20 protein-coding genes are annotated in these 23,105 nt (G+C 59.9%); 11 read left to right on the forward strand and 9 right to left on the reverse strand.

Translation table 11 applies throughout. From position 1 onward, the window contains the following. Nucleotides 1-54 precede the first annotated feature (54 nt). The 4 genes from OBACDRAFT_RS13110 to OBACDRAFT_RS13125 all read right to left on the reverse strand — a co-directional run bounded on the left by OBACDRAFT_RS13110 (nt 55) and on the right by OBACDRAFT_RS13125 (nt 3,937). The gene (locus OBACDRAFT_RS13110) at nt 55-1,221 is read right to left on the reverse strand and encodes a DNA alkylation repair protein (RefSeq protein ID WP_052361940.1); all 1,167 of its coding nucleotides are present in this window, start codon (nt 1,219-1,221) and stop codon (nt 55-57) included. 132 nt (nt 1,222-1,353) lie between these two features. Continuing rightward, entirely contained in the window at nt 1,354-2,553 is a 1,200-nt protein-coding gene (metX, locus tag OBACDRAFT_RS13115; protein ID WP_052361959.1) for a homoserine O-acetyltransferase MetX, read from the reverse strand. A gap of 124 nt (nt 2,554-2,677) precedes the next feature. Beyond that, nucleotides 2,678-2,926 carry a hypothetical protein gene (locus OBACDRAFT_RS13120; protein WP_043586278.1) on the reverse strand — a complete coding sequence of 83 codons (249 nt, stop codon included), beginning with the start codon at nt 2,924-2,926 and terminating at the stop codon, nt 2,678-2,680. 51 nt (nt 2,927-2,977) lie between these two features. Then, a complete protein-coding gene (locus OBACDRAFT_RS13125) occupies nt 2,978-3,937 on the reverse strand; it encodes a LacI family DNA-binding transcriptional regulator (RefSeq protein ID WP_043586280.1) in 960 nt (319 codons plus the stop codon). A 196-nt stretch (nt 3,938-4,133) separates the two neighbouring features. On the opposite strand from OBACDRAFT_RS13125, the gene OBACDRAFT_RS13130 reads away from it, so the two are divergent. The 8 genes from OBACDRAFT_RS13130 to OBACDRAFT_RS13165 all read left to right on the forward strand — a co-directional run bounded on the left by OBACDRAFT_RS13130 (nt 4,134) and on the right by OBACDRAFT_RS13165 (nt 12,590). After that, a complete protein-coding gene (locus OBACDRAFT_RS13130; RefSeq protein WP_043586282.1) occupies nt 4,134-5,147 on the forward strand; it encodes a zinc-dependent alcohol dehydrogenase in 1,014 nt (337 codons plus the stop codon). A gap of 21 nt (nt 5,148-5,168) precedes the next feature. Beyond that, on the forward strand, nt 5,169-6,176 hold the full coding sequence (locus OBACDRAFT_RS13135) for a Gfo/Idh/MocA family protein (RefSeq protein WP_043586283.1): 1,008 nt from the start codon (nt 5,169-5,171) through the stop codon (nt 6,174-6,176). Nucleotides 6,177-6,318: 142 nt separating this feature from the next. Further along, nucleotides 6,319-7,080 (forward strand): SDR family NAD(P)-dependent oxidoreductase, encoded by a 762-nt coding sequence (locus tag OBACDRAFT_RS13140; RefSeq protein WP_043586284.1) that lies wholly within the window; start codon nt 6,319-6,321, stop codon nt 7,078-7,080. Between the two features lie 87 nt (nt 7,081-7,167). Further along, nucleotides 7,168-8,046: an SDR family NAD(P)-dependent oxidoreductase gene (locus OBACDRAFT_RS13145; protein WP_232767107.1), complete on the forward strand. Its 879-nt coding sequence runs from the start codon at nt 7,168-7,170 to the stop codon at nt 8,044-8,046. A 211-nt stretch (nt 8,047-8,257) separates the two neighbouring features. Next, a complete protein-coding gene (locus tag OBACDRAFT_RS13150; RefSeq protein ID WP_232767108.1) occupies nt 8,258-9,460 on the forward strand; it encodes a Gfo/Idh/MocA family protein in 1,203 nt (400 codons plus the stop codon). 34 nt (nt 9,461-9,494) lie between these two features. Beyond that, nucleotides 9,495-10,457, forward strand: a complete 963-nt coding sequence (locus OBACDRAFT_RS13155) for an NAD(P)H-quinone oxidoreductase (RefSeq protein WP_043586285.1) — start codon at nt 9,495-9,497, stop codon at nt 10,455-10,457. A 13-nt stretch (nt 10,458-10,470) separates the two neighbouring features. Then, nucleotides 10,471-11,244: an amidohydrolase family protein gene (locus tag OBACDRAFT_RS13160; RefSeq protein WP_043586286.1), complete on the forward strand. Its 774-nt coding sequence runs from the start codon at nt 10,471-10,473 to the stop codon at nt 11,242-11,244. Nucleotides 11,245-11,261: 17 nt separating this feature from the next. Next, nucleotides 11,262-12,590, forward strand: a complete 1,329-nt coding sequence (locus OBACDRAFT_RS13165) for an MFS transporter (protein WP_081722035.1) — start codon at nt 11,262-11,264, stop codon at nt 12,588-12,590. On the opposite strand, the gene OBACDRAFT_RS13170 is transcribed toward OBACDRAFT_RS13165, so the two are convergent. From OBACDRAFT_RS13170 to OBACDRAFT_RS13190, 5 genes are all read right to left on the reverse strand, one after another. Beyond that, on the reverse strand, nt 12,529-13,947 hold the full coding sequence (locus OBACDRAFT_RS13170) for an MFS transporter (protein ID WP_043586287.1): 1,419 nt from the start codon (nt 13,945-13,947) through the stop codon (nt 12,529-12,531). The genes OBACDRAFT_RS13165 and OBACDRAFT_RS13170 overlap by 62 nt on opposite strands. A 166-nt stretch (nt 13,948-14,113) precedes the next feature. Continuing rightward, a complete protein-coding gene (locus OBACDRAFT_RS13175) occupies nt 14,114-15,079 on the reverse strand; it encodes a hypothetical protein (RefSeq protein WP_043586288.1) in 966 nt (321 codons plus the stop codon). A gap of 92 nt (nt 15,080-15,171) precedes the next feature. Beyond that, nucleotides 15,172-17,919, reverse strand: coding sequence for a carbohydrate binding domain-containing protein (locus OBACDRAFT_RS30740; RefSeq protein ID WP_043586290.1), 2,748 nt, complete (start codon nt 17,917-17,919; stop codon nt 15,172-15,174). Between the two features lie 59 nt (nt 17,920-17,978). Then, nucleotides 17,979-18,725 (reverse strand): prepilin-type N-terminal cleavage/methylation domain-containing protein, encoded by a 747-nt coding sequence (locus OBACDRAFT_RS25410; RefSeq protein ID WP_052361944.1) that lies wholly within the window; start codon nt 18,723-18,725, stop codon nt 17,979-17,981. A 167-nt stretch (nt 18,726-18,892) separates the two neighbouring features. Further along, nucleotides 18,893-19,957, reverse strand: a complete 1,065-nt coding sequence (locus tag OBACDRAFT_RS13190; protein ID WP_198529901.1) for a LacI family DNA-binding transcriptional regulator — start codon at nt 19,955-19,957, stop codon at nt 18,893-18,895. Between the two features lie 156 nt (nt 19,958-20,113). Between OBACDRAFT_RS13190 and OBACDRAFT_RS13195 the strand changes: the two genes are divergently transcribed. The 3 genes from OBACDRAFT_RS13195 (at nt 20,114) to OBACDRAFT_RS13205 (ending at nt 22,629) form a co-directional block, all read left to right on the forward strand. Continuing rightward, nucleotides 20,114-21,586 carry a DNA recombination protein RmuC gene (locus tag OBACDRAFT_RS13195; RefSeq protein WP_043586293.1) on the forward strand — a complete coding sequence of 491 codons (1,473 nt, stop codon included), beginning with the start codon at nt 20,114-20,116 and terminating at the stop codon, nt 21,584-21,586. A gap of 248 nt (nt 21,587-21,834) precedes the next feature. Further along, on the forward strand, nt 21,835-22,332 hold the full coding sequence (locus OBACDRAFT_RS13200; RefSeq protein ID WP_157837062.1) for a hypothetical protein: 498 nt from the start codon (nt 21,835-21,837) through the stop codon (nt 22,330-22,332). An 84-nt stretch (nt 22,333-22,416) separates the two neighbouring features. Then, nucleotides 22,417-22,629, forward strand: coding sequence for a hypothetical protein (locus tag OBACDRAFT_RS13205; RefSeq protein WP_043586295.1), 213 nt, complete (start codon nt 22,417-22,419; stop codon nt 22,627-22,629). The last annotated feature ends 476 nt before the right edge of the window (nt 22,630-23,105 follow it).

A 23,105-nucleotide genomic window follows, 5' to 3' on the forward strand; every position in this document is an offset into this window, starting at 1 on the left:
TGGTTCGGGAAACAGGGGGGGGGAGGGAAAAAGGCGGCGGGCGATTTTTCTTCGTCAGCGTTTCAGTTCGAAGCTGCTCCGGGCGAGGTGTTGGCCGTTGATCAGGATGTCCACATCGTGACGTCCGGGATGATGCACGCGTGTGGTGAAATCGCGGATGCTCTGGCTGCGCGTGATCTCCACCGTCTCGCCCGGACCGAGCGTGAGTTCTTTCAACTTAAAAACCTTGGGCGCGGCGGCACCGGATTTTTTTACGTAGTGTATCGCGTAATCCACGACAAGGCGCTGGGGTTTGGTGGACGCGGAGGCGGACTCAAGGCGGAACGAGAGCGTGACACGCTGGCCGAGGCGGATGACGCCCGGATGGAGTTGAAAGTTGGATACACGAACGCGCGGTTTGCCGCCGGCGCCGATCACGGCCAGCGCCCGGCGGTCGCCGCGTTTGATGAGGGTGCGCAGGGCGCGTTTGACGATCCAGGTGGTGTGCGGGTTGTCGGTCAGCCAGGCTTCGACGCGCGCCAGCACCCAGGCGGGGTGGTCCTTGGTGATGTCGTTGAGGTGATTGCCGACGGATTTGCGCACGTAGAGGCTGGGGTCGGTCTTGAGGTTTTCCAGGATCGGCGCGACCGGCGACGGATCGGCGACAAGCGGCTCCAGCCGGAACGACCATGGCAGGCGCGGGCGGCAGCCTTCGCAGGCGAGGCGGCGAACGTGTTCGTCGGGGTCGCGCGACCAGGTTTCCATAATGGCGAGCGCGCGCGGCTGGTCGCGTCGCAAAAATTCGCGCACGGCAAATTCGGAGGAACCGAAGGTTGTGAAGAATTTCAACGTGTCCATCGACAGGTCAAAATCCGCCGGTGAAGTGTGGGCGGGACCGTACTGGCCGACGTAATCGGGCAGGGCGAGTGTCACGAAGCCGCGTCCGATCCGCGGGGCGAGTCGGCGCAGGAGGGCGAGCGTGGCGCGGTAGTCGGTGCCGGCGTCGGGCAGCGTGGCGTGCAGGCATTCGGTCATGCGGCGCAGGCGTTGCATGAGGGAGAGTTCGTCGAGGGCGGGACGTTGCGCGGTGCCGCGCAGGGAGAGCGCGAGGAAGCGGCGGGGATCGAAGCGGGAGTCGAGTCGCGCCACCTCGGCAGCGACGAATCGGAAACGATCCGCGTCGAACATATCCTTGAGCGCGGGAGCCGGTTGCGGGGCGGGGGAGGCGTTGGTTGCGGGCATGAGAGAAGCCTTTTCAACCACTAATGCACACTAATGGACACTAATGATCCGCATCGGAACCGTATCGGGAAAATAATTACCACACCCTTCTTATTAGTGTCCATTAGTGTGCATTAGTGGTTGAAACCCACGTTACCCCAGAAATCCGTGCACCAAGTCGTAGAGCTGCGGTGACTCCAGGAGGAACGAGTCGTGGCCGAGGTCGGTCGTGAGTTCGGCGTAGCTGCAACGGGCGCCGGCGCGCAGGCCTGCCTCGGCGATGAGGCGGTTTTGTTCGGGCGGGAATAGCCAGTCGCTCGTGAATCCCACCACGAGCACTTCGGCAGAGACGAAACGAAAGGCGTCCTCCAGCGACCCGTAGGATGCGGCGAGGTCAAACTGGTCGATGGCCCGCGTGATGTAGAGATACGAGTTGGCGTCGAAGCGGTTGGTGAACGAGCGCCCTTGATAGCGCAGGTAGCTCTCGACCTCAAAGCGCACGTCAAACGCCGCCGCCACGCCTGCGCCGACCGGGGGATCGTCGCTGATGGCCGCCTGTACCTGACGCCGTCCAAATTTGCGGTCCATCGACGTATCGGAAAGATAGGTGATATGGGCCATCATGCGGGCAATGGCCAGGCCCACACGCGGGCCGCCGCCGGGCGGGTAGTCGCCGTTGTTCCAGTCGGGGTCCTGCATGATGGCCTGGCGGCCCACCTCGTTGAAGGCGATGGCCTGCGCGCTCTCGCGGGCGGTTGTTGCCATGGCGACGAGCTTGCGCACGAAGCCGGGGTATTCGATTCCCCATTGCAGCACTTGCATGCCGCCCATGGAACCGCCGATGACGGCGTAGAGTTGTTTGACGCCGATGCCGTCGAGCCAGATTTTTTGCGCGCGCACCATGTCACGAATCGTGACGACAGGAAACGAGATGCCATACGCGCGCCCCGTGCGCGGGTTGGGGGAGGAGGGGCCGCTGGACCCCTGACAGCCGCCGATGACGTTGCAGCAAAGGACGAAAAACTTATTCGTATCCACGGCTTTGTTAGGGCCGATGAGGTTGTTCCACCAGCCGGGTTTGCGGTCGGTGAGCGAGTGGATGCCGGCGCAATGGTGGTCACCGCTGAGGGCGTGACAGATGAGCACGGCGTTGTCGCGCGTGGCGTTGAGGCGTCCGTAGGTCTCGTAACGCAGGGTGAAACCGGGCAGAATCTGGCCGTCGCCAAACGTGAAGGGTTCCGCCGTGGTGAAGTCGTGCGCCTCCACGATGCCCACTTCGCCGGGTTCGGCGGGCTCGGCGCGATGCTCGTGGCTCGTAGGGAGAAGGAGATCGTCGTTGTTGGCGTCGTTCATGGAGGCGTGAGCGGGAAACACACGCGCAAGCGCCTGCGATGGCAAGCTTGGTCCGGTGCCGTCGCGTGCTGGGTCACATGGCGTGTGGCACCTCGTCCTGCATTCTGGAAATAACCGTTTCGCCTTACGGCATGATAAACAGTCGCCAGCGTTCTTTCTCGTATCCGGGATCGGATACCTGCGGCGCAAGCAAGGTCAGAAAACCGTCATCCGTGTAATGCGAGGCGGCCAACGCGAGCAGTTCGCGGAGAACGGGACGCGCAGCGGTTTGGTTGTCGGTTTTCGAACTTTTGCTTTCCGCGGGCGGTGTCCAGCGAACCGGCGAATTGGCATAGGGGGAAACAAACTCAAGCGCCTTGCGCAGACGCGGCACGGCTGAGGTCGCTCCGGTTACTCTCTGATTCTCTGATGTTATCCGTGCCAACTATGCTCGATCCGCCACGCTGTCGCGTTCGACGAGTTGATAATCCAACACCGTTTCTTCCGGGAAATCCTGCCGACGGAGGCGGGCGTCGATCACATCCACGGTTGCGACCGCCAGCGCGTTGTAATCCTGCGTGATCGCCGTTTGCGGAGGAATGCAATAGCGCGAAACCATCGCCCGCTCGGAAACGACCAGCGATATGTCGTCGGGAATCCGCTTCCCATAGAGCGACAACGCATAGGCCGTAATGATGCCCCCCGAACCTCCGGGACTGAAAATCGCATCGGGTTTGTTTCGCAGCAACTTGCCGATTTCCTCCACGAAATTCGCCTCCGTCACCAAGCGCACCAAGGCCCTGCCCGACGGCAGATTTTTCTCCGCAAGGATCTCCTCAAGATGCCGCGCACGCTGCAACGGATTCCCCAGCTTCGACATGCTGACCATGCAGCCGATGCGCCGATGCCCGCGCCGATACAGATAATCCACCGCAAGCTCCATCCCCTGCCGCTCATTCGAGCGCACGGAAAACACCCCCGGGCACCGGGACTCCACCTCCCGGTCAACCAACACCAGCGGCGCATCGAAGCGTTTGCCCCAGTTGGGCCGCGGCACCTCGCCTGACCCAATCCGGATCGCCCCGCAAAACTGGATGCTCTCCAAACGATCCAGATTATCCTCCGGCAGAATCTCGATCCGGTAACCCCGTCCCGCGAGTTCACCAGCCAGATGCGACACCACCATCTCGACGTAGTTTTGAACCGGATACTCCGTCCTTGACGGCGTCATCAAGATCACATTGCGACGCCGCACGGACAGGCGCGGATGGTAATCATGTGAACGCGCAACCTTCAAAACACGCTCCCGGATACCCGCCTTCACGTTCGGGTGATTGCCAAACACCCGCGAGACAGTTGCCGTCGAAACCCGCGACTCACGGGCGATTTCCTGGATGGTTGTCATTGAAATAAAATTACTGATTGGATATCTATTGATGTGTTTTCAATAAACCCTGATATCTATTGAAAATAGAATCTATTTACATCGCATCTTTCAAGATGTTTTCAGGTTCCCGCTTGCCCCCGTCTCCTCTCTTCCGGCAAATTTTCGAGCAAACACCGGGAAGGAAAACCACCCTCTCGAAAACTCCATCCATCCAATGAAAGGTTACCGCATCGCCTATCCCGCCGCTCGAACGGCGAAACTCGAACCATTTGACCTTCCGGAAAACTGCCCGTCCGGCAGCGTGTTGTTGAAAACTGAATACACGCTGATCTCGCCCGGCACGGAAAAAGCCATGCTCCTCGCGATGCCCAACACCTGCAACGGCGCCGGATTCCCGCGTTATCCAGGCTACAGCGCAACTGGCAAAATCCTCGCTATCGGCGATGGCGTGACAGACCTCAAGGCAGGCGACCGCGTCGTTGCCTACCACAGCCCGCACGCGAGCATATCGATAAAAGAACAACGCCACGTCGTGCGCATCGAGGACGCCGCGCTCGATTCAAAAACCGCCGTGTTTGCCATCATCGCCGCGATGGGACTGCAAGGCGTGCGCAAATTGAAAGTCGAACTCGGCGAATCCGTCATGGTCATGGGACTCGGCCTCCTCGGTTTGTTCGCCACGCAATGCGCACGCCTCAGCGGAGCGATGCCCGTTATCGCCGTGGATTTTTCCGAAGCCCGCCGCGCCCTCGCCCTGAAACTCGGCGCGGATCACGCTTTTTCTCCCGACCACGACGCAAAAAATCTGGCCGCGACAATCAAATCCCTCACGGGCGGAGGCGTGAATGCCGTCGCCGAAATCACCGGCGCGCCCAACGCTGTCAAACAAGCCTTTGCCTGCATGGCTCCGATGGGACGCATCTCCCTCACGGGCTGCTCCCGCACATCGACGCCCGATGTCGATTTTTACAACGACGTTCACAAACCCGGCATCACAATCATCGGCGCGCACAATTTCGTGCGACCTTCCGAAAACTCCTTCCCAGGCTACTGGACCCTGCGCGACGACCTGAAAATGCTGCTGCGCTTTTTCGCCGCCGACCGCCTCCACGCCGCGCCGTTGATCTCCGACATCGTCGCCCCGCAAAACGCGCCGGAAGTTTATCAACGCCTCGCCACGGGCGACACAAACCCGCCCGGCATCCTCTTCGATTGGCGAAATTTTTAAGCCAGACCGTCTGAAACCAGCATGAAACCCAAACCCATCAAAATCGGCCAAATCGGCATCGGACACAATCACGCGTCAGAAAAAATGAATACACTCCGCCGCTTGCCGCATCTCTTCGAGGTGGTGGGTGTCGTCGAGGACGATCCCGTCTGGCGTGAACGCCGCGGCAACATGGCGGCCTACGCGGGACTTCCCTGGATGACCGAGGAGGAACTTTTTAAGGTTCCCGGCCTCGAAGCCGTCGCCGTGGAGACCGACGGTTTCGATCTCGTCCCGACGGCCAAACGCTGTGCCGCACGCGGCCTTCACATGCACCTCGACAAACCCGGCGGCGAATCGCTCCCCGCCTTCAAGTCGCTGCTCGACGACTGCGAACGCCAGAACCTCTGCATCCAGCTCGGCTACATGTATCGCAACAACCCCGCCATCAATTTCTGCAAACACGCCGTGCGCGCCGGTTGGCTCGGCGAAATTTTCGAGATTCACGCCGTCATGAGCCGTCTCGACAACGACGATTACCGCAAGTGGCTTTCCAACTTCAAGGGCGGCGCCCTGTATATTTTTGGCGGATACCTGATTGACATCATCATCTCGATGCTGGGTCGCCCCGACAGCGTAGTGCCATTTCAAGGACAGACGCGCGACGACGGCCTTTGCGACAACGGTTTTGCCGTGCTGCGTTATCCACGCGCCACCGCCTCCATTCGCACATCGGTTGTTGAAATTGAAGGATTCAAGCGCCGCCAACTCGTCGTGTGCGGCACGAAAGGCACGGTCGAAGTCTGTCCGCTGGAACATCACAACACCCGCTACGCGCTCGACCCGCTGCACGTGAAATTGACGCTCGCCGAACCCTGCGGCGAATACACCGCCGGCACGCACATCGTGGACGTCGGCATCATGAATGGGCGTTACACGGAACAGCTCACGGAACTCGCCCGCATCATTCGCGGCGAAATGAAAAACCCATTCCCGCTGCACCACGAATTTCTCGTCCAAGAGGCACTCCTCGCCGCCGCGGGCTATTGACAGGAAGACACTGAAAACCAACCGCGAATGAACGCGAATAGACGCGAATGATGGAAACCTGATTTTAATTTTCCCCGGTTTTAATTCGCGCTCATTCGCGTCCATTCGCGGTTAAAAAATTCAACACGCCACTCACCACACTATGAAACTGCAAAACCAAGTCGCCATCATCACTGGCGGCGGCGGCGTCCTCGGAGGCGCCATCGCCCGCAAACTCGCTGCCGAAGGCGCCAAAATTGCCCTCTTCGACATTCGGCAGGAATTCGCCGAAAACACCGCCGCTGCGATCACCGCCGCTGGCGGCGAAGCCACCGCGCACGGTGTTGACATCACCAACGCCGACGACGCCCGACGCAACGTGGACGACGTTTTTGCGCGATATGGACGTCTCGACATCCTCGTCAACTGCGCCGGTGGCAGCGCGCGCAAACAGATGAAATTCTTCCACGAACAAACGCTCGACGTCGTGCGCGACGTGATCGCCGTCAACCTCTTCGGAATGCTCAACTGCACCCACGCTGCCGCGAAGCATATGGTGGCGGCGCGCTTCGGCAAAATCGTCAACATCGGTTCCACCGTCGGCGTTCAGGGACTTGAGAAGTCGGTTGATTACGCTGCTGCGAAAGGCGCGATCATCGCCGCCACGCGAGCGCTCGCCAAGGAACTCGGCCCGCACGACATCAACGTCAACTGCGTGTCCCCCGGCATTGTTCTGCGCGAACCCACTGCCGACCCGCTCGCCTTCGCCAAAAAACATTCCAGCATGAACCGCCTCTGCACGCCCGACGACATTGCCAATGTGGTAGTGTTCCTGACCCTACCCGAGTCCGGCTACATCATCGGCCAGAACCACATCGTCGATGGAGGCCGCAGCCTCGCCATGATGGGAAGCGGCATCCGCTAGCGTCGTTTCATTTAACGTGTAGCCATTTTACACCTGGTAGGGAGGCCTCTCCGAGGCCTCCGCCTCCCGCCCTCCCGCCGTTTGCGAATGAAAACCCAAATGCCAAAAAAGAAGACTCCGACATTGGATGTTGGATGTTCGACGTTGGATGTTCGATGTTCGCGCGAAGCGCCTCCCCCCCCCCCCCGACCTATGAAACTCAAAGACAACGTGGCAATCGTGACAGGAGCAGGCGGCGGCATAGGCCGGGCCATTGCGCAACGACTCGCCGCCGAAGGCGCGACCGTGATTGTCACCGACATCAACGCCGACAACGCGCAAGCCGTTGCCGACGCCATCAACAACACTGGCGGCAGTGCGCTGGCCATAAAAGCCGACGTCACCAAAAGCCACGAAGTGGGTGACATGGTCCGCGCCACGCTCGACCGCTTTGGCCGGATCGACATCCTAGTGAACAACGCCGGAGGCAGTGCCGGACTGCTGAAAAAACTCAGCCATTTCAAAGACACCACCGAAGACATCTGGAAATGGGTGTTGGACCTCAACCTCAACGGAACCCTCATCTGTATCCACTCCGTCCTCACGCACATGGTGGACCGCCGGCGCGGCAAAATCATCAACATTGCCTCCATTGCCGCCGAAGTTGGCATCCTCAACCGCGTGGATTACTCCGCTGCGAAAGGCGCGGTCATTTCCCTGACCCGCGCGCTCGCCATGGAAGTCGGCCCGCACAACATCAACGTCAACTGCGTTTCCCCCGGCGCCATTGCCACGCGCAACTCCAACCTCGCCACCGGCACCTGGCTGGGACGCGAAGGCCAGCCCGCCGAAGTCGCCTCACTTGTCGCCTTTCTCGCCTCTGAAGAAGCCGCCTACATCACCGGCCAAAACCACATCATTGACGGCGGACGAGTCCTCGGTCCCAAAGCCAAATCACCGACAAACCACAACGTAACGAACCCATAAACCCACATGGAGTGCGGTGATTCATCACCGCTTTTGACGAAGCGATTTATCGCGTCGCCTCCCTCCTCCTCCCGCCTCCCCCCTCCTTCTCCCCTCTCCTTCCCTGTTTCTCCTCCCCCCCCCCCCCCCCCCCCCGCACACATAGGCGGGCCGTTAAAACGACCCGTCAAAGCGGCGATAAATCGCCGCACTCCATATCCTGCCCTGCCTCATGGAAACAACACAGACCGACAACGTAATGGATAACACACTACACGCAAATCCCGCCGGTGGCGCATGGCGCGTGGTCGTGATCGACCACCACCGCAACCAACAAAAAGGCGGACACGGCGTGCACCTCGCATTCACTGGATTGCCCGGCGTGGAGATGTGCGCAGTGGCCGATTCCGACGAACCCAGCCGCCTCTCACTGCAACAGGAAACAAACGCGACGCGGATCTACGCCGACTGGCGTGAAATGCTCGAACGCGAAAAACCTCACATCGTTTGCGTCTCCTCCCGTCTGCCCGGACAACACACGGAAATCGTCACCACTGCGGCCCGTGCCGGATGCCACATCTATTGCGAAAAACCCCTCGCCCTCAGCCTTGCCGATGCCGACCACATGATCGCCGCCGCCGATGCCGCGAACGTGCGTCTCGCCGTCGCGCATCTGGGACGCCACGCAGCGGTTTTCCAGACCGCCCGCAACATGATCCGGGCAGGCGGCATCGGGCGTCCGCTCTCCGTTCACTGTCGCGGAAAAGAAGACCATCGCGGCGGCGGTGAAGACATGCTCGTGCTCGGTTCGCACCTGCTGGATTTATGTCACTTTTTCTTTGGCGATCCGCAATGGGTCTTCGCCCACGTTGGCATCGGCGGACGCGACATGCTGCGCGCCGACATTCACGAACCCACCGAACCGGTCGGCCCAGTCGCGGGAGACGACATCGTCGCACTCTACGGATTCGCCAACAACGTTCGCGCAACCTTTGAAAGCCGCCGCGACCTGCACCGCGCAGGCGAATCGTTCCGCATGGGAATCACGATCACCGGCACCGAGGCGACGCTGGCTGTTCGTTACGACGACGAACGCCGTTTGCGTATCCGAAAAAGCGGACGCCCGCTGGAAGAAGGCGGCGAATTTCAGGAAATCGAAACGCCCTGGCCCGACGATCCTCCCGGTGCCACGCCTCCGCTTCTCCCCCGTTCGCATTCCGTCGGCGCGTCGCGTTATTACGCTCATTGCAACCGCCATGCCGCGCTCGATTTGTTGCGCGCCATCTCGGAAAACCGCGAGCCCTTGTCCAGCGGACGCGATGCGCGCTGGTCCCTGGAAATGATCCACGGCGTTTACGTTTCCCATCTCGCAGGCCGAGCCATCGCCCTGCCACTGACGGACCGACTGCATCCGCTCGCCTCAGTCGTATCCTAACTTCTGTTACAAAATAAAAACACAAACCATTACCATGAACGCTATCCTCATCGACTCTCAAAAAAACATGCGCTGGCAACCCGTTCCAACGCCCGAACCTACCGGCGCGGAAATCTTGATCGACGTGCACGCCGCCGCGCTCAACCGCGCCGACCTCCTCCAACGCGAAGGCAAATACCCCCCCCCCCCCGGCTGGCCTGAATGGCCGGGTCTCGAAGTCGCCGGCACCGTCGCCGCCCTCGGCCCGGAGTGTTCGGGACGCTGGAAACCGGGCGACAAAGTGTGCGCCCTGCTCGGCGGCGGCGGCTACGCCGAAAAAGTCACCGCGCACGAAGACCTCATCATGCCCGTCCCCGCCGGACTCACGATGGAACAAGCCGCCGCGCTGCCCGAAGTGTTCGCCACCAGTTGGCTCAACCTCGTTCACGAAGCCGCGCTCAAATCCGGCGAGACGGTCTTCATTCAGGCCGGAGCAAGCGGACTCGGCATCGCCGCAATCCAGACCGCAAAATTCCTCGGTGCCAAAGTCATCACAAGCGTCGGCTCCGACGAAAAAGCCCAAAGCCTCCGTCGCTTCGCGCCCGACATCATTGTGAACCGCGCCACGGAATCGCTCGCCGCCGTTTTCGACAAAAACCCGGTTCACGTCGCGCTTGATTGTGTCGGCGGCGATGCGCTTGCGGAGTGTTTTCCGAAGATGGCCACCGGCGGACGCTGGGTGCTCGTCTCCACACTTGGAGGCGAATTTGCGAACATCAGTCTGCGTCCCGTATTGAAAAGTGGACTACGCCTGATCGGCAGCACGCTCCGAAGCCGTCCGCTGGCAACAAAAGCCCGGATACTGCGCGAACTCACGGAAAAAATCTGGCCCGAAATCGAGGCCGGGAAAATCGATCCTGCCGTTTGCAAAATTTTCCCAATCACCGAGGCGGAGGCCGCCCACGGGGTCCTGCAACGTCGTGAAAACATCGGGAAAGTCGTCCTGTCCATTTGCTGAAAAAAGGCGCGCCATGCTTATCGATTCACACGTTCATCTCCCCTCGCCCGAAGTTTCCAAGGGGCACAGTTGCGAAGGCATTTTTCGCACGGTTGCCGACGCCGTTGCGCTGCTGAAAAAATGCGGTGTCACGGGCATCGTTTTCAATATGTGGCGGGGCGTTTTCGCCGACTCGGAAGAGGATGTAAACCGGGCCAACGAACAGGCACTCGCCTTGTATGACGAAGATCCGGGCTTCTTTTATCCGGGCGCTGTCATCCATCCCCTGTTTCCCGACGCATCGGAAAAATGGCTGGAGCGGTTTCGGGAAAGAAACCTGATGTGGGTTGGCGAAGTCGTCCCCTACCGAAGTCACGTCGAATTTGGTCAGCCGGAATGGATGCGTCTTTTCGAGATTTGCCGGCGCAACGGCCAGATCGCGCACTTGCACGGGAGCAAGGGTGTGCTCGATGTGGCGCGCGCAATGCCGGACCTGAAAATCGTTTCCGCTCACATTTTCCCCGATTTTCTCAAGGAACTGTCGGCCTGTCCCAACATCTGGCTGGACCTCAGCGGAGTGGAGAGCGGGCAGCGCCTCGGTCGCATGGAAATGGCGCTGGAACATTTTGGCCCCGACCGGCTGATCTGGGGCACGGATTTTCAGGTTTTCGACCCGGAGGTATTCATTGTCCGAGCGCGTAACGCATTTCCGGATACGGAGACGCGGGAAAAGATATTTGCCGGAAACCTCCTGCGGCTGCTGGCCTTGGCAGGGGGCGTCCCGGCGTTTCAGAAAAAAGCGGTTTGACCGACCGGCTTCCACGGATGCCACGTGCACGAACCATTTACTGGCGGATGGCCCTGCTGCTGGCCGCTACGGGGCTTTATTTCTTTGCCAACGTGCAACGGGTGGCGATTCCCGGCGCCATTTTCAACACGCTGCAAAGCGAGCTGGATGTATCCGCCGCGTGGATAACGGGCCTCGGCGCCGTGTTCATGTATGTGTATGCGATCAACCAGTTGGTCATCGGGTTTCTGGCGGAGCGTTACGGCGGGAGCCGGATCATTCTTTTTGGCGCACTGGTGTTTTGCGCGGGTTCGATCCTGTTCCCGCTTTCGCACGGATTGTTTCAACTCTATCTCAGTCGGGTGCTCGTCGGGTTTGGGGCGAGTTCAATTTATCTGAGTCTGGTGAAGGAAACGGGACGGGTGTTTCGCGGGAGACATTTCCCGGTCGCGCTTTCGGTTGTAATTTTTGTTGGATACGCGGGAGGGATCATGGCGAACGCGCCCTTTGTGATCGGGGCCGGGATGATCGGCTGGCGCAATCTCCTGCTTCTGGCCGGGCTCTGTTCCGCCGTGTGCTGGCTTTTGTTCATGGGCGCGGGGATCGTCCTGAAGGTTCCTGCAACGCGGGCAAAGGCGCGTTTCAGCGTTCGCCCATTCGTGGCGCTTTTGGCTAAAAGCAACAACCGTAATCTCTGTCTTTGCGCGGGAATCAACTTCGGCCTTTATTACGTGCTGCAGACGGTGATCGGGAAAAAATTTCTGGAGGATTTTTGCCAGATGGCGCCTGGGAGCGCGGCATGGATACTGTCGTTGATGGGGATATTGTCGGCGATGTCGGGGATTTTTTTCGCGGTGTTGAGCCGGGCGTTCGGGAACCGGAAGCGGGTTTTCATCCGGCTTTCCGGGTGTGTGTCGGCGTTTGTTTTCACGGCGATGGGGTGCCTGATTTTGCTGGACGCGAGGAGTTCATTTCCGGCGGTTTTGCTCTGCCTATTGTCTATGACGGCGAGCATTTCGTCGATTGCGATTCCGTTGCTTTACCAGACCAATGGACCAGGCGAGGCGGGGTTTTCGGTGTGTGTGTTGAATTTCAGTTTTTATTTTTTCGTCGCGATTTTTGGCAACGGGGTAGGTGTGTTATTGAATTGTTTCCAGCCGGAGATGAGCGGTGAGTTTCGGGTTTACACGCGAGGGGCGTGGCTGGCGGCGTTTGGCATGTTTTTTGTATTTTCGTGGATCGCCTCGGTATTTTCGTTCCGCGTGTCGGAGGGGCGATGGGGGGGGGGGGAGGGGGGAGGCGAGCCTAGAGTTTGCCGCGGCGTTCTTCGAGGAGGCGGCGGGTTTCGCGGGCGCGTTCTTCGGTGATGGGGAACCACCAGAGCAGGATCAGGGCAATGATGGCGGAGATGGAGGGGATGAAATAAAACCACCAGCGCATGGCGTCGATTACTCCGGCAGCTTGCGCGGAACCGGAGGCGGCTTGATAGCCGGTGACCGCCAAAACAAAACCGGCCAGAACCGCAGTGGCCGATGTGGAGAGTTTGCTGATCCAGGCAGAGACGGATCCAATGGCTCCTTCACGGCGAAAGCCGGTGTTGAGTTCGTCGTCGTCGCAGATGTCGGCCTTGATCGAGGCGATAAGCAGCCAGAAGCCGGAACTGGCTGGCACCGTGAAGAGGTTGACCCACAGGCTGAGCCAGGGCGACTCCGGGCGATAAAAGAGCCATTTGGCAAGTCCACTGACAACGAGCAGGAGCAGACAGATGACAAGTGTCTTGCGTTTTCCGATACGTTGCGAGAGGCGGTTGAGCAGGAAAACGGAAAGGAGGCCGACAACGAGGGCAACGTTGCCGTTGATGCCGGCAAGGATTCCTTGCTTCACCGTGTCGCCGTCAAAGAGGTAATAGAGGCCGATGTAAAAGCCGAGGTGGTTGACGGTGCGGCCTCCCACCACGGTGAAAAAGGTGATGCCCACCATCAGAAGAAAGGGACGGTTTTTCAGCGTCATTCCGACGGATTTCAGAATGGGGATTTTGGCCTGTTTTTGGGCGCTTTTGAAGAAGCGTTCCCGCAGAAATATCACTGGAATGAGGCCGCTGAGAACAATGATTACTCCGGCGCAGATGCCCATCCAACGGGCGCCGGTGAGGGTGCTACCGCCCCAGACCGGGAGTTGCGTGAAGGCAAAGCTCCAAGGGACGACAAGGAGGGCTGCGGTGCCTAGGTAGGCGCGCAGTTCCATGACGCGGGTGCGTTCATTGTAGTCGGGCGTGAGTTCGTAGCCGAGCGCCATGTAGGGGATGGCAAACAGGGTCTGGCAGGTGAAAAAGAGGATCGAAAAGGCGGTGAACCAGATGAAGAGGCCGGTTGATCCCAAGCCGCCGGGCACTAGCCAGATGAGTGGAAAGGTGAGGGCGGCACTGATGGCGCCCAGAAACATGAGGGGGCGGCGGCGTCCCCAGCGGGTGCGGGTGTTATCCGAAATCGCCCCGACGACGGGGTCGGTGATCGCATCCCAGAGGCGCATGATGGCGATGGCCACGCCGAGGAGGCGTGGGTCCATGTGGAGCGCAATGTTAAAGATGGGGTTGGCATTGGACATCAGGGTGTCCGTGCCGATGTGGTCGGAAAAGTTGCCCATGCCGTAGGCGACGCGTTTGGCGGGCGGAACGCGGTCTTCAGGCGCGGTGGGCTGGACTTTGTGAAAGAGTTTGGTTGCCACGAAACTTCAGGGAAGGAGGGACGAAGGAGGGGAGGGGGGGGGCGGCAGCTTCGCTGAACATCCAACGCCGAACGTCGAACATCCAATGTCAGCAGGACGGAAATAGAGATGTGTGGGGGGGTGGGGGGGAATGAGTGCACCCTGTGCCCACCGTGTTTTTCAACTATTACCGCCGACTGTTGCGGTGACGGGCACGGAGCACCAGAATCAGGATGGCTACGCCTGCAATGAGGACGGTGGTGGCGGGCTCAGGGACGGGAATGGGAACGGAGACCAGTAATTGCGATTCGTTTAGCACGCCGGTGGACAAACGGATTTCGTCCACATAACTCGCCATCTGGCGGGGGTAGGTCACCGGAGTTCCCGAGGCTGACAAGGCGGAGATTGAGCCGATTTCCACGCCCCACAGGGGATTAAAAATCGTGCCGAATGTGTTTTCCACGGAGACGGAGGTGAGCGAGGACGTTGGATCGCTCAAGTTTTGGTACCAGAAGGTTATGTTTCCTCCCAGGGTCGAATCGAAGGTTATGCCGAGGTAATAGTCCTTGTCGTTGGCCAACGTGATGCCGGATGAAATGGTGCCGCTGCTGGTGGCACCGGCTTTGCCGTCGACCGAATAGTTGAACACGACCTCGCCGTTGGCGTTTATGCGCACATACCATCCGCGCCGGTCACTGCTGGTTTGCCAGCGACCGACCAGGCCCTGGTAATCGGTATGCGTGTCATAATGAAAGATGCTTTCGATGGTGAAGCTGGGGCTGGCGGCGAACAGGTTTTGTATCGTGGTGCGGTCGACGGTTTCGTTGCAAGCGGCGTAGTTGCGGGTCGTGGTGCCCGTGCCAAAGAGGAGTGCACCGGTGTTGGCCGCGCCGGTTTGCAGGATCGTATCAGGAAACCAACTACCGGCCCCCGTACCGGGGATGGCAGCGTAACCAACATCTCCACCCAAAGTGAGGTTGAGTCCGTTGGAGCCTGAATCTTTGCCGAGGTTGGCTGAGGCTTCAAAACGCCAGTAGCCGATGGTGGCGGCTTGCAATGAAGTGGGGGCGAGCGCGAGGCTGGTAACGCCAACTGCAATGGCTAGCAGAGTGGTCAGGAGGCGGGTGTGCTTTGGGTCGGATAGCGAGTTCATGTTGGTTTGTTTTTCTTCGAGTTGTAATACGGTGGGTGAATTGTGCGGACGGTGGAGAGAGTGTGCGCGAGGAGGGGGGGGGGAGGGATATGTTAGCGGAGTGTATCCAAAAGTTCATTCGCCCGGTTTCCGTCGAGGACGATGTAGTGGGGGGCGTTGCCTGCGGCGGGCGGTTCGGAGAGGGGGTTGCCAAAGAGGTCGAGAAGACGCGTGCCGTCCGGCAGGCGGCGGAGTCTCCATGTGGAGGGCGCGCCGTCCGCGGTGAGGATGGCGGCAAAGGTGAGGTCTCCGCCTTCAAAAATAAGGGCGTTGATGTTGGCGGCGGGAGTGATGGTTTTTACGAGGCGAGCACCGGTGTTGAGGAGTTTGTTCAGGGCGGCTACGGCCCCGATGCCGGGGATGGGGACGCCGGTGGGTTCGAGGAGTTTGAAACCGCGTTCCTCGACCATGGCGGGGCGCACGTAGAGGGCGTAAATGAAGATTTTTTGCGCACCGTGGGCCAGATTGGAGAGGACGTAACGGGGATAGTCCGCAGCGAGGTCGAGTGGTGTGCCTTTGATCGCCCAGTCGGTGTGCGTGGCGTCGGGAATGGGGTTGACGGCGTCGAAGAAGGTGACACGGGGCATAGGTGAGCCTTCGGTATTCCAGAGCGGCGTGCGGCCTCCGCCGTATTTGACTTCTTCGGCAAGGAGTTTGGTGGGGTTGCCGACTTGGTCGAAGGGGTCGCCGTAGCGGCTGTAGGAGTGGTAGCCGAGGATTTTGTAGTGCGGGTAGATGCCGGCGGCGAAGGCGTTCTGGATGTAGGTGTTGATTCTGCCGCTGGAGGTGACGCCGACGAGGGTGATGGAGGGGTCCACGGCGGTTAGGGCTTCGAGGGCGGCTTTGTGTATGGCGGCGAGGTCGGCGGGGGTGGCGTGGACGGTGCGTCCGTCGCGGTAGTCGCGAAAGAAGGAACTGCTGTAGGGTTCGTTCCAGACTTCGTAGGCGTGGATGCGTCCGTGGTAGTGGCGGGCGAGTTGGGTGAGGAAGGTTTTGTAGTCGTCGAGGTCGCGTGGGGCGTAGGCGCGGCGTTGGGAGTCTTCTTCTTTGAGTTTGGCGTCAGGGGGGCGACGGTTGGCCCAAGGGGGGGTGGTGTCGATTATGCCGAGGAGGAGGAGGCCGTGGCGGGTGATTTTTTCGAGCATGGCGTCCTGCCAGATGAACTGGCCGCGGGTGGGTTCGACGTAGGACCATTTGGTGATTTCAAGGCCGGGTTTCATGTCGTGGTTACGCACCCATTTGAAGCCGAGGTTCCGGGCCATCGTCAGACCGGAATCGGTAATGCGAACGTGGATACCGGCTGGGGAGATGGGGTTGATTTTTTCGGGGTCGAGGGGCGCGGGGACGCGCATGAAGGTCATTTCGGAGGGGGGGCCGAGGGGTTCGCCAGTGGCGTTCACAACGCGGGCGGTCACGCGGAAGCTGCCGAGGGGTCGGGCGGGGTTGACGGCGTGGGGCGGCACTTCGATGTGGTCGCGGTGAATGTTTTCGGCAGAGGTTGCGTCGGGGGAGGGAAGGGGTAGCGATGGGAGGCTGGCGGTTTGCCCGAAAACGTCGGTGACGGTGAGGCGGACTTCGGCGGCGGCGTCCCAGCGTCCGGTCACGCCAAGAGGAAGGATGGCGGTTTCGTTTTCCAGATAGATGCCTTGGTTGAGGGTGGCGGGAGGGAGTCCGATGCTGATTTCGGCGCGGGCTTCGGTGTTGTAGTCACGGGCGTCGGGGCCTTCTTCCAAGCGGAGCCCGTCAAGGCTGATGGTTTTGGCTCTTGGGGAGCGGAGATTGATGTAAATGGTGTTGTGGGGGACGGGGGGGATGTCGGTGGTGAATGTGTGGCGTTCCCAAGTGGTGCCGACTTGCCATGTTTTGGAGACGAGGGGTTCGTTGCCGGTGCGGATGGTGGAGGAGAGGAAGACTTGGACGGGGAGGCGGGGGGTGGAGCTTTTGAGGTAAACGCTGAAGGTGTGCGGGCGTCCGGGGGTGATGCGGATGGGGGGTGTTTTGAGATAAAATTGTCCGGTGAGGCAGAGGGCGCTTTCGCCAAGAGGTCCGGAGTCCCGGGTGGCGCGGTTTATTTGTTCGTCAAAGCTCCAGGTGAAGGGGCCGCCGGGACCGGTGGGGAAGCGTCCGTTGGACAGGAGATTGTGGGTGGAGTGGGGGCCGTTGTCGCGGGGTGTTTCGATTGCGGTGAGCGAGAGGGCGTCGAGGTCCGCAGTGGCTTTTTCATGGAGCAGGGCGATGAGGCGGTAGGAGTCGGTTTCTGGGACGATGAAGGTGGTGTCGTATTCGCGCCAGTCCACGGTGAGGTTGGGGGAGAGGGTGGCGTAGGCGGTGTAGGGGGAGGAGCCTTGGCGGACGGCGAGTTCGAGGCCGTGGCGATGGCCGCCTTCGAGAGGGCTGTGCGGGCTGCGCAGCGAGGCGGCAAGGCGGTAGGTTTTGCCTTTTTCGAGGTGGATGGTTTGGGAGAGTTGGAGGCGGGTGAAGCGTTCGGAGCGGGAGCCGAGGTGTTGCATTCGCAGGGCTTGCTGGCCGTCGACGACGAGATCGCCGGTAGCGGAGTCACCGATTTTTGAATACTGTCCGATGACGTCATTCCAGCCGGAATCGTCGTTCCAGCTTTTGGGGAGCTCGCCGCTGATTCTGGCCTGACCGTTGCTTTTCCCAGAGGGGCGAAATGCGTCTTCGAAACCGCCGTTCCGGACGAGGTTGTCGTCAGCGGCCTGTGTCGTGACTACGGTCATGGCGACCGGCAGGAACAGCGTGAGGGCGACGGCGAGGATGCGGGCATGGGCGGAGGAGTGCATCCGTGGCCGTGGCTCAAAGGATCGTAGTTTTATTTTCATTACAAATAGATTTGCTTTCACTACCAACTGATTTCCCAGTTTTGGCGTGTGTCATCTATGGGAGTGTAAAATGAGGCATCGAAGGGCTTTACGTGGCCATCACCGAAGAGGGCGTTGGCTTTGTTTTTGTGACGCATGGAGATTGAGCCGACGGCGTCGGTATTCCTCCGGTTCAGGTGTGAGTCGGCTTTGCCTGCGTCATCCACGTAGCAGTCCGCCAGAAAGACCAATGTTGATAGGTTGTTGATTTGTGACATCTGAACGGGTGTGTCCATGGTGCCATTTTTTGGACGTATCCAAGTGTTCATGGCGTAGTGGCGCAGGAGTTGTTCTCCTTGATACTTCGCGGCGGGGCAGCGGGGCTGGGAGGGTTTGTAGGAGGCGCTGGTGGACTCCATGCGGGGGAAATAGGGAAGAATCAACTGGTCCCATGTTTTCTCTCCTTCCGGTTTTGTGCCATCGAAGACATAGGGGAGGAATCCTTTGTGCTCCACGGTGTAAAGGGCGAAGGCGTTGCCGTATTGCCGGATGTTGGAGAGGCAGGTGGCGTTGCGCGCGGATTCGCGGACCGTGCCGAGGACACCGAGGGTAAGTGCGGCAAGGATGCCGATGATGGCGATGACGGTGAGCAGTTCGATGAGGGTGAAGGCGGAGTTGCCTTCGAGGGTCAGGGGGCGAGTGCTATGGAGTTCGGCGGCTTCGCTTGCCGCGAACTCAGCTCTCAAAGGTGTCAGAAAATGAAACGAATAGCAGTGGTTGTGTTTCATGGTTTAGGGGAGAGAGAGGCGTTTGGGTGTTATGCGGGTGTTCGAGGTCAGACGGGTGGACTGTCAGTCGGATAGATGTAAAGTTTGATGCAACGTTGCACTAGGTCAATATTTTTCTGCTTTTTGAGGAGAATGTCAGGCGGGGGGGATGGATGGATGGCGGATGTTCAGATTTGGCTGACGCAGCTTTCGCCGGGGAAGATGGAGCCGCGGACGATGCGGCTGGTCAGCTGCCGGGCCGGGTTTGCGACGAGTTGCAGGAGCATTTCAACCGCCGTGTGACCCATCCGGTGGCGGTCGAGGTTGATGGCTGAAATAAAGGGCCATGCGCCTTGCAGCATGCGGGCGTTGTCGAGCGAAAACACGGCCATTTCGTCCGGGGTTCTGAGGCCGAGTTTCGCGGCGGTGAGGATGGCGTAGTAGGCGTATTGCAGATCGTAGGTGAGGAGCACGCTGGAACGGGAGTGTCCGCGTTTCATGTAGTCGTGCAGGCATGACAGGAGTGCTTGTGTGTCGGGTTCGTCGCCTCGGAGGAGCACTTCGCAACGGGCGGATCGGGTGGCCTGAGTGTGCGCGGAGGCGGAGGCATGGAAGGCGGCGAGTCGGGCGGCGGCACTGGGGTGGTCGCTTTCCTTGAGGGTGGTGCCGGTGTAGGTGATGTGTTTGTAGCCGTTGGCAACGAGATGGTCGAAGGCGAGGGCGACGTTATGGGGTTCGTCAGGAAAAATGCAGTTGCGGGCGGTTTGTTTGTCGGTGTCGAGCCAGACGACGGGGATGCCGCTTTTGCGAATGATCGCGCGCACATGGGAGGGGACGCCAAATTCGACAATGAGGCCGTCAACGATGTTTTCCCGAAAGATAAGGGGCGTTTCCTCTTGGAGATTTTGTCCGAGTTCGGCGACGGTGACGAGGATGAGGTGCCGGCCTTGCGCGGAGAGGGCGTGCTGGATGCCGAGCATGTATTCCACACCGGGCAGGTTGGCGGGGTGGGTCTCCTTGGTTTCGTGCCGGATGAGCATGGCGATGCAGCCGCTGTCGCGTTTGCGCATGGAGCGGGCGGCCACGCTGGGTTTGTAGTTGAGGCGCGCGGCGACTGCCTGCACGTGGCGCCGGGTTTTTTCGGGAAAACGCTCGAGATTTTTCTGGCGTAGTATGTAGCCGACGGTCGCCAGGGAATACCCGGATTCACGCGCCACGGTCTTGAGCGTTACCGCTGTCGCTGGATTGTTCATTTTGCGCGGAGCGTGCGCGAAATGGCTGCGACGGGAAATGCAAAATGCGCCGGGGGGGGAGGGAGGCGGGGACATCACATTGAGTTGCCCCCGACAAAACACCCCGTCTGAGATTGCATCTCGCGTAACATTCTCTCCCCCCTTTTTACTCCAAGCATGTCACTCACCCTGCAGATACTCATCCTCGTGCTTGTCGCCGCCGCGCTCGCGGGTGTCGTTTTCCTCCTGCTCCGGCGTCCGCCCCCGCCCGATTTTACGCTGCTCCTGCAAACCCTCGAAACACTCAAGGCCGGACTGTCTCACATTGAGCAAGCCTCACGCGACGACCTCGCCCGCCACCTCGGAGCGTTGCGCACCGAACTCGCCACGCAGCTTGCCCTCACACGCGAAGAGCAGGCCAGGTCCGCTGTCGTCACCCGCGACGACACCCGCGTCCTGTTCGCCGATTTCCAGAAAAACACGACCGCCGCACTCACCTCGATCCGCGAGGCGCAAAGCCAGCAATTCGCCGACGCGCGCCACGCCCAAAACCAGCAGCTTGCCGACACCCGCGAAGCCCAAAACACCCGGCTCAACGATTTTTCCAACCGCCTCGAAAAACTCCAGACCCTCCTCGCCACCGCCGCCGAGGACACGCGCGCCACGCTCGACTCGCGTCTCGAAAAACTCGCCGCCCAAAACGCGCAAAAACTCGACGAAATGCGCCAGACCGTGGACGAAAAGCTCCAGAGCACCCTCGAAAAACGCCTCGGCGAATCCTTCAAGCAAGTCAGCGAACGCCTTGAAAGCGTTCACAAATCCCTCGGCGAAATGCAGGCCGTCGCCACCGACGTCGGCGACCTCAAGCGCGTGCTCACGAATGTCAAAACCCGCGGCACCTGGGGCGAATACCAGCTTGGCGCCATCCTCGAAACCATGCTCCTGCCCGAGCAATACGAGACCAACGTGAAGCCCAACCCGCGTTCCGAGAGCGTTGTTGAGTTTGCCGTGAAACTCCCCGGACGCGACGAGGCGGGCAAACCCGTCTGGCTGCCCATTGACGCCAAGTTCCCCAAGGAAAATTACGAGCGCCTCTCCGCCGCCTCCCTCCGTGCCGATCCCGTTGCCACCGAACAGGCAGCCCGCGACCTTGCCGCCGACGTGGAAAAGTCCGCCCGCGACATCCGCGACCGCTACATTTCCCCGCCGCACACCACCGACTTTGCCGTCCTCTTCCTGCCCACTGAGGGCCTTTACGCGGAAATCATCCGTCGTCCCGGCGTGGCCGACAAAATCCAGCGCGAATACCGCGTCCTGCTCGCCGGCCCGAGCACCCTCGCCGCCCTTCTGAACAGCCTTCAAATGGGCTTCAAAACCCTCGCCATTCAAAAACGTTCCAGCGAGGTCTGGAAACTTCTTGGCGCGGTGAAGACGCAGTTTGGCACTTTTGGAGAACTGCTCGCTAAGGTGCAAAAAAAACTGGACGAGGCCAGCAAGGTGGTCGGCGACGCCGCGCAGCGGCACGGCAGCATTACGCGGCGCATCGCAAAAGTGGAGGAGATGCCCGCCGCCGAGGCCGCCGAATTGCTTCCCCTGGAGGCGGATCAGACCGCGGCAAAAGGCGGGGACTCCGACCTGATTCCCTCCTGATTCTACTTTGTTAGAAAATCATTTTGGTCACGCAGAGACTCAAAGGCGTGGAGTAGAAAACAGAACAGCCAGAATCCTTTGCTTTTCTCTGTGCCTCTGCGTCTCTGCGTGAGATTTCTTAACAAAATAGTTTTAGGGGGGGGGGAGTGTGTGGTTTTTGCGTATGATGGCGGCCAATGTGTTGCCATGGCTCGATGCGTGGCTACGGCATGATGCCCATGTGTTCGTGCCGTTGGATTTTGTTTGCCGTGCTTTTGTCCGCGCCGGTGTTGCTGCTGGTGCCGTACGTGGTCGCGGAGCAGGGTAGGGTGGGGGACGCGAGTTCGGTTGTGAGTTCGGAGGCGCGGGCGGGCGAATACGACACTGTGATCGTCCCAAAACTCAAAACGTCGATCTACATCGGGAGCGTTTCGCTAACGCTCGCCCCTTTGCGACGGGGAGGGAACGGCGCTTACGCCGCCGACTACAAGGCGAGTGTCGTGCCGTTCTTTTTTTACAACGAGGCCGGCCGTTTTCAGATCGATTTCACCGACGAACATCTCGCCCAACTGGCACGCGGCGAGCGCGTGATGTTCAAGGGGAACGCCAAGTCAACGGGTGGCGGCGAGCGTCGTATCGAGGGACACGCTACACCAGCTTCCCCGGGCGCAAAGACGGGGAAAATCAAGGTGCGGCTTTTTGTGGGCGCGAAGACCAGGCTGGTATTCGACTCCACCTACGCGTTTGCGGAGACGGAGAGGAATTGAAAAAAGTCCGGCGCGGCGTCTGGTCAGGCTTTTTTGACGAAGTAGCCACTTGAACATGCGCGAGTTTTGTCTGTTGTCAGGGGCATGTCCTTGGCCGAAATCAAAGAGGAAATCGCGCATTTGCCCTCTGCTGAATTGCACTATCTGGCGGCCTATACGTGGTATCTTTCGCGTCGGCAGGAACCGGGTTATGTCGAGGGACTGGACGCCAGCATGCGAGCCATGGATGGCGGAGAAAAAATGGCTCTCGATGATGTGTTGAGGCTGAGTGCCGACTTGCGGAAATCGGGAGCATGATGGGCTCAAACCATGGCTTGCCGGCGAGGCGACGCGCGCGTTGCTCGCGCAGCCGCCACGCAAACGCCTTCTCATGGAAGACGCCTTGCGGTGGCTCGCAGCCAATCCGTTTGTTGATCCTGATTTTTCCGTGAGGCTGCCGGACGGCAGAGTTTGCGGCGTTGTCTGTCGTGAAAAGGTCATTCTCACTGGTTTTTCGACGTTTTCAGTGGAGACTCGATAAGTTGATATAGCGGGAGTTGGCGCGGTAGCGCCCGTAGCGCAGGCATCTTGCCTGCCATCTAAATTGATTGCGCGAAGCGCGGTGACATCGGTTTGTCACGTAGTTCGGTGCTTTATCCTGAATGCTTGAATTGATTGGAACAGGTGCGATTTGGTGCGATTCTGTATGATTCGCCGGGATGGGGAGTTGCGGGAAAATGAAAAATGCCGTTCCACAAATGTTTGGAACGGCATCGGACGGGAACGAAAAATGT

Source organism: Geminisphaera colitermitum TAV2, assembly GCF_000171235.2.
GTDB classification, from domain to species: domain Bacteria; phylum Verrucomicrobiota; class Verrucomicrobiia; order Opitutales; family Opitutaceae; genus Geminisphaera; species Geminisphaera colitermitum.

Coding starts and splice junctions, on each gene's coding strand:
- OBACDRAFT_RS13110 (WP_052361940.1), bottom strand. CDS start 1,221: ATGCCCGCAACCAACGCCTCCCCCGCCCCGCAACCGGCTCCCGCGCTC.
- metX (WP_052361959.1), bottom strand. CDS start 2,553: ATGAACGACGCCAACAACGACGATCTCCTTCTCCCTACGAGCCACGAG.
- OBACDRAFT_RS13125 (WP_043586280.1), bottom strand. CDS start 3,937: ATGACAACCATCCAGGAAATCGCCCGTGAGTCGCGGGTTTCGACGGCA.
- OBACDRAFT_RS13130 (WP_043586282.1), top strand. CDS start 4,134: ATGAAAGGTTACCGCATCGCCTATCCCGCCGCTCGAACGGCGAAACTC.
- OBACDRAFT_RS13135 (WP_043586283.1), top strand. CDS start 5,169: ATGAAACCCAAACCCATCAAAATCGGCCAAATCGGCATCGGACACAAT.
- OBACDRAFT_RS13140 (WP_043586284.1), top strand. CDS start 6,319: ATGAAACTGCAAAACCAAGTCGCCATCATCACTGGCGGCGGCGGCGTC.
- OBACDRAFT_RS13145 (WP_232767107.1), top strand. CDS start 7,168: ATGAAAACCCAAATGCCAAAAAAGAAGACTCCGACATTGGATGTTGGA.
- OBACDRAFT_RS13150 (WP_232767108.1), top strand. CDS start 8,258: ATGGAAACAACACAGACCGACAACGTAATGGATAACACACTACACGCA.
- OBACDRAFT_RS13155 (WP_043586285.1), top strand. CDS start 9,495: ATGAACGCTATCCTCATCGACTCTCAAAAAAACATGCGCTGGCAACCC.
- OBACDRAFT_RS13160 (WP_043586286.1), top strand. CDS start 10,471: ATGCTTATCGATTCACACGTTCATCTCCCCTCGCCCGAAGTTTCCAAG.
- OBACDRAFT_RS13165 (WP_081722035.1), top strand. CDS start 11,262: ATGCCACGTGCACGAACCATTTACTGGCGGATGGCCCTGCTGCTGGCC.
- OBACDRAFT_RS13175 (WP_043586288.1), bottom strand. CDS start 15,079: ATGAACTCGCTATCCGACCCAAAGCACACCCGCCTCCTGACCACTCTG.
- OBACDRAFT_RS30740 (WP_043586290.1), bottom strand. CDS start 17,919: ATGCACTCCTCCGCCCATGCCCGCATCCTCGCCGTCGCCCTCACGCTG.
- OBACDRAFT_RS25410 (WP_052361944.1), bottom strand. CDS start 18,725: ATGAAACACAACCACTGCTATTCGTTTCATTTTCTGACACCTTTGAGA.
- OBACDRAFT_RS13190 (WP_198529901.1), bottom strand. CDS start 19,957: ATGAACAATCCAGCGACAGCGGTAACGCTCAAGACCGTGGCGCGTGAA.
- OBACDRAFT_RS13195 (WP_043586293.1), top strand. CDS start 20,114: ATGTCACTCACCCTGCAGATACTCATCCTCGTGCTTGTCGCCGCCGCG.
- OBACDRAFT_RS13205 (WP_043586295.1), top strand. CDS start 22,417: ATGTCCTTGGCCGAAATCAAAGAGGAAATCGCGCATTTGCCCTCTGCT.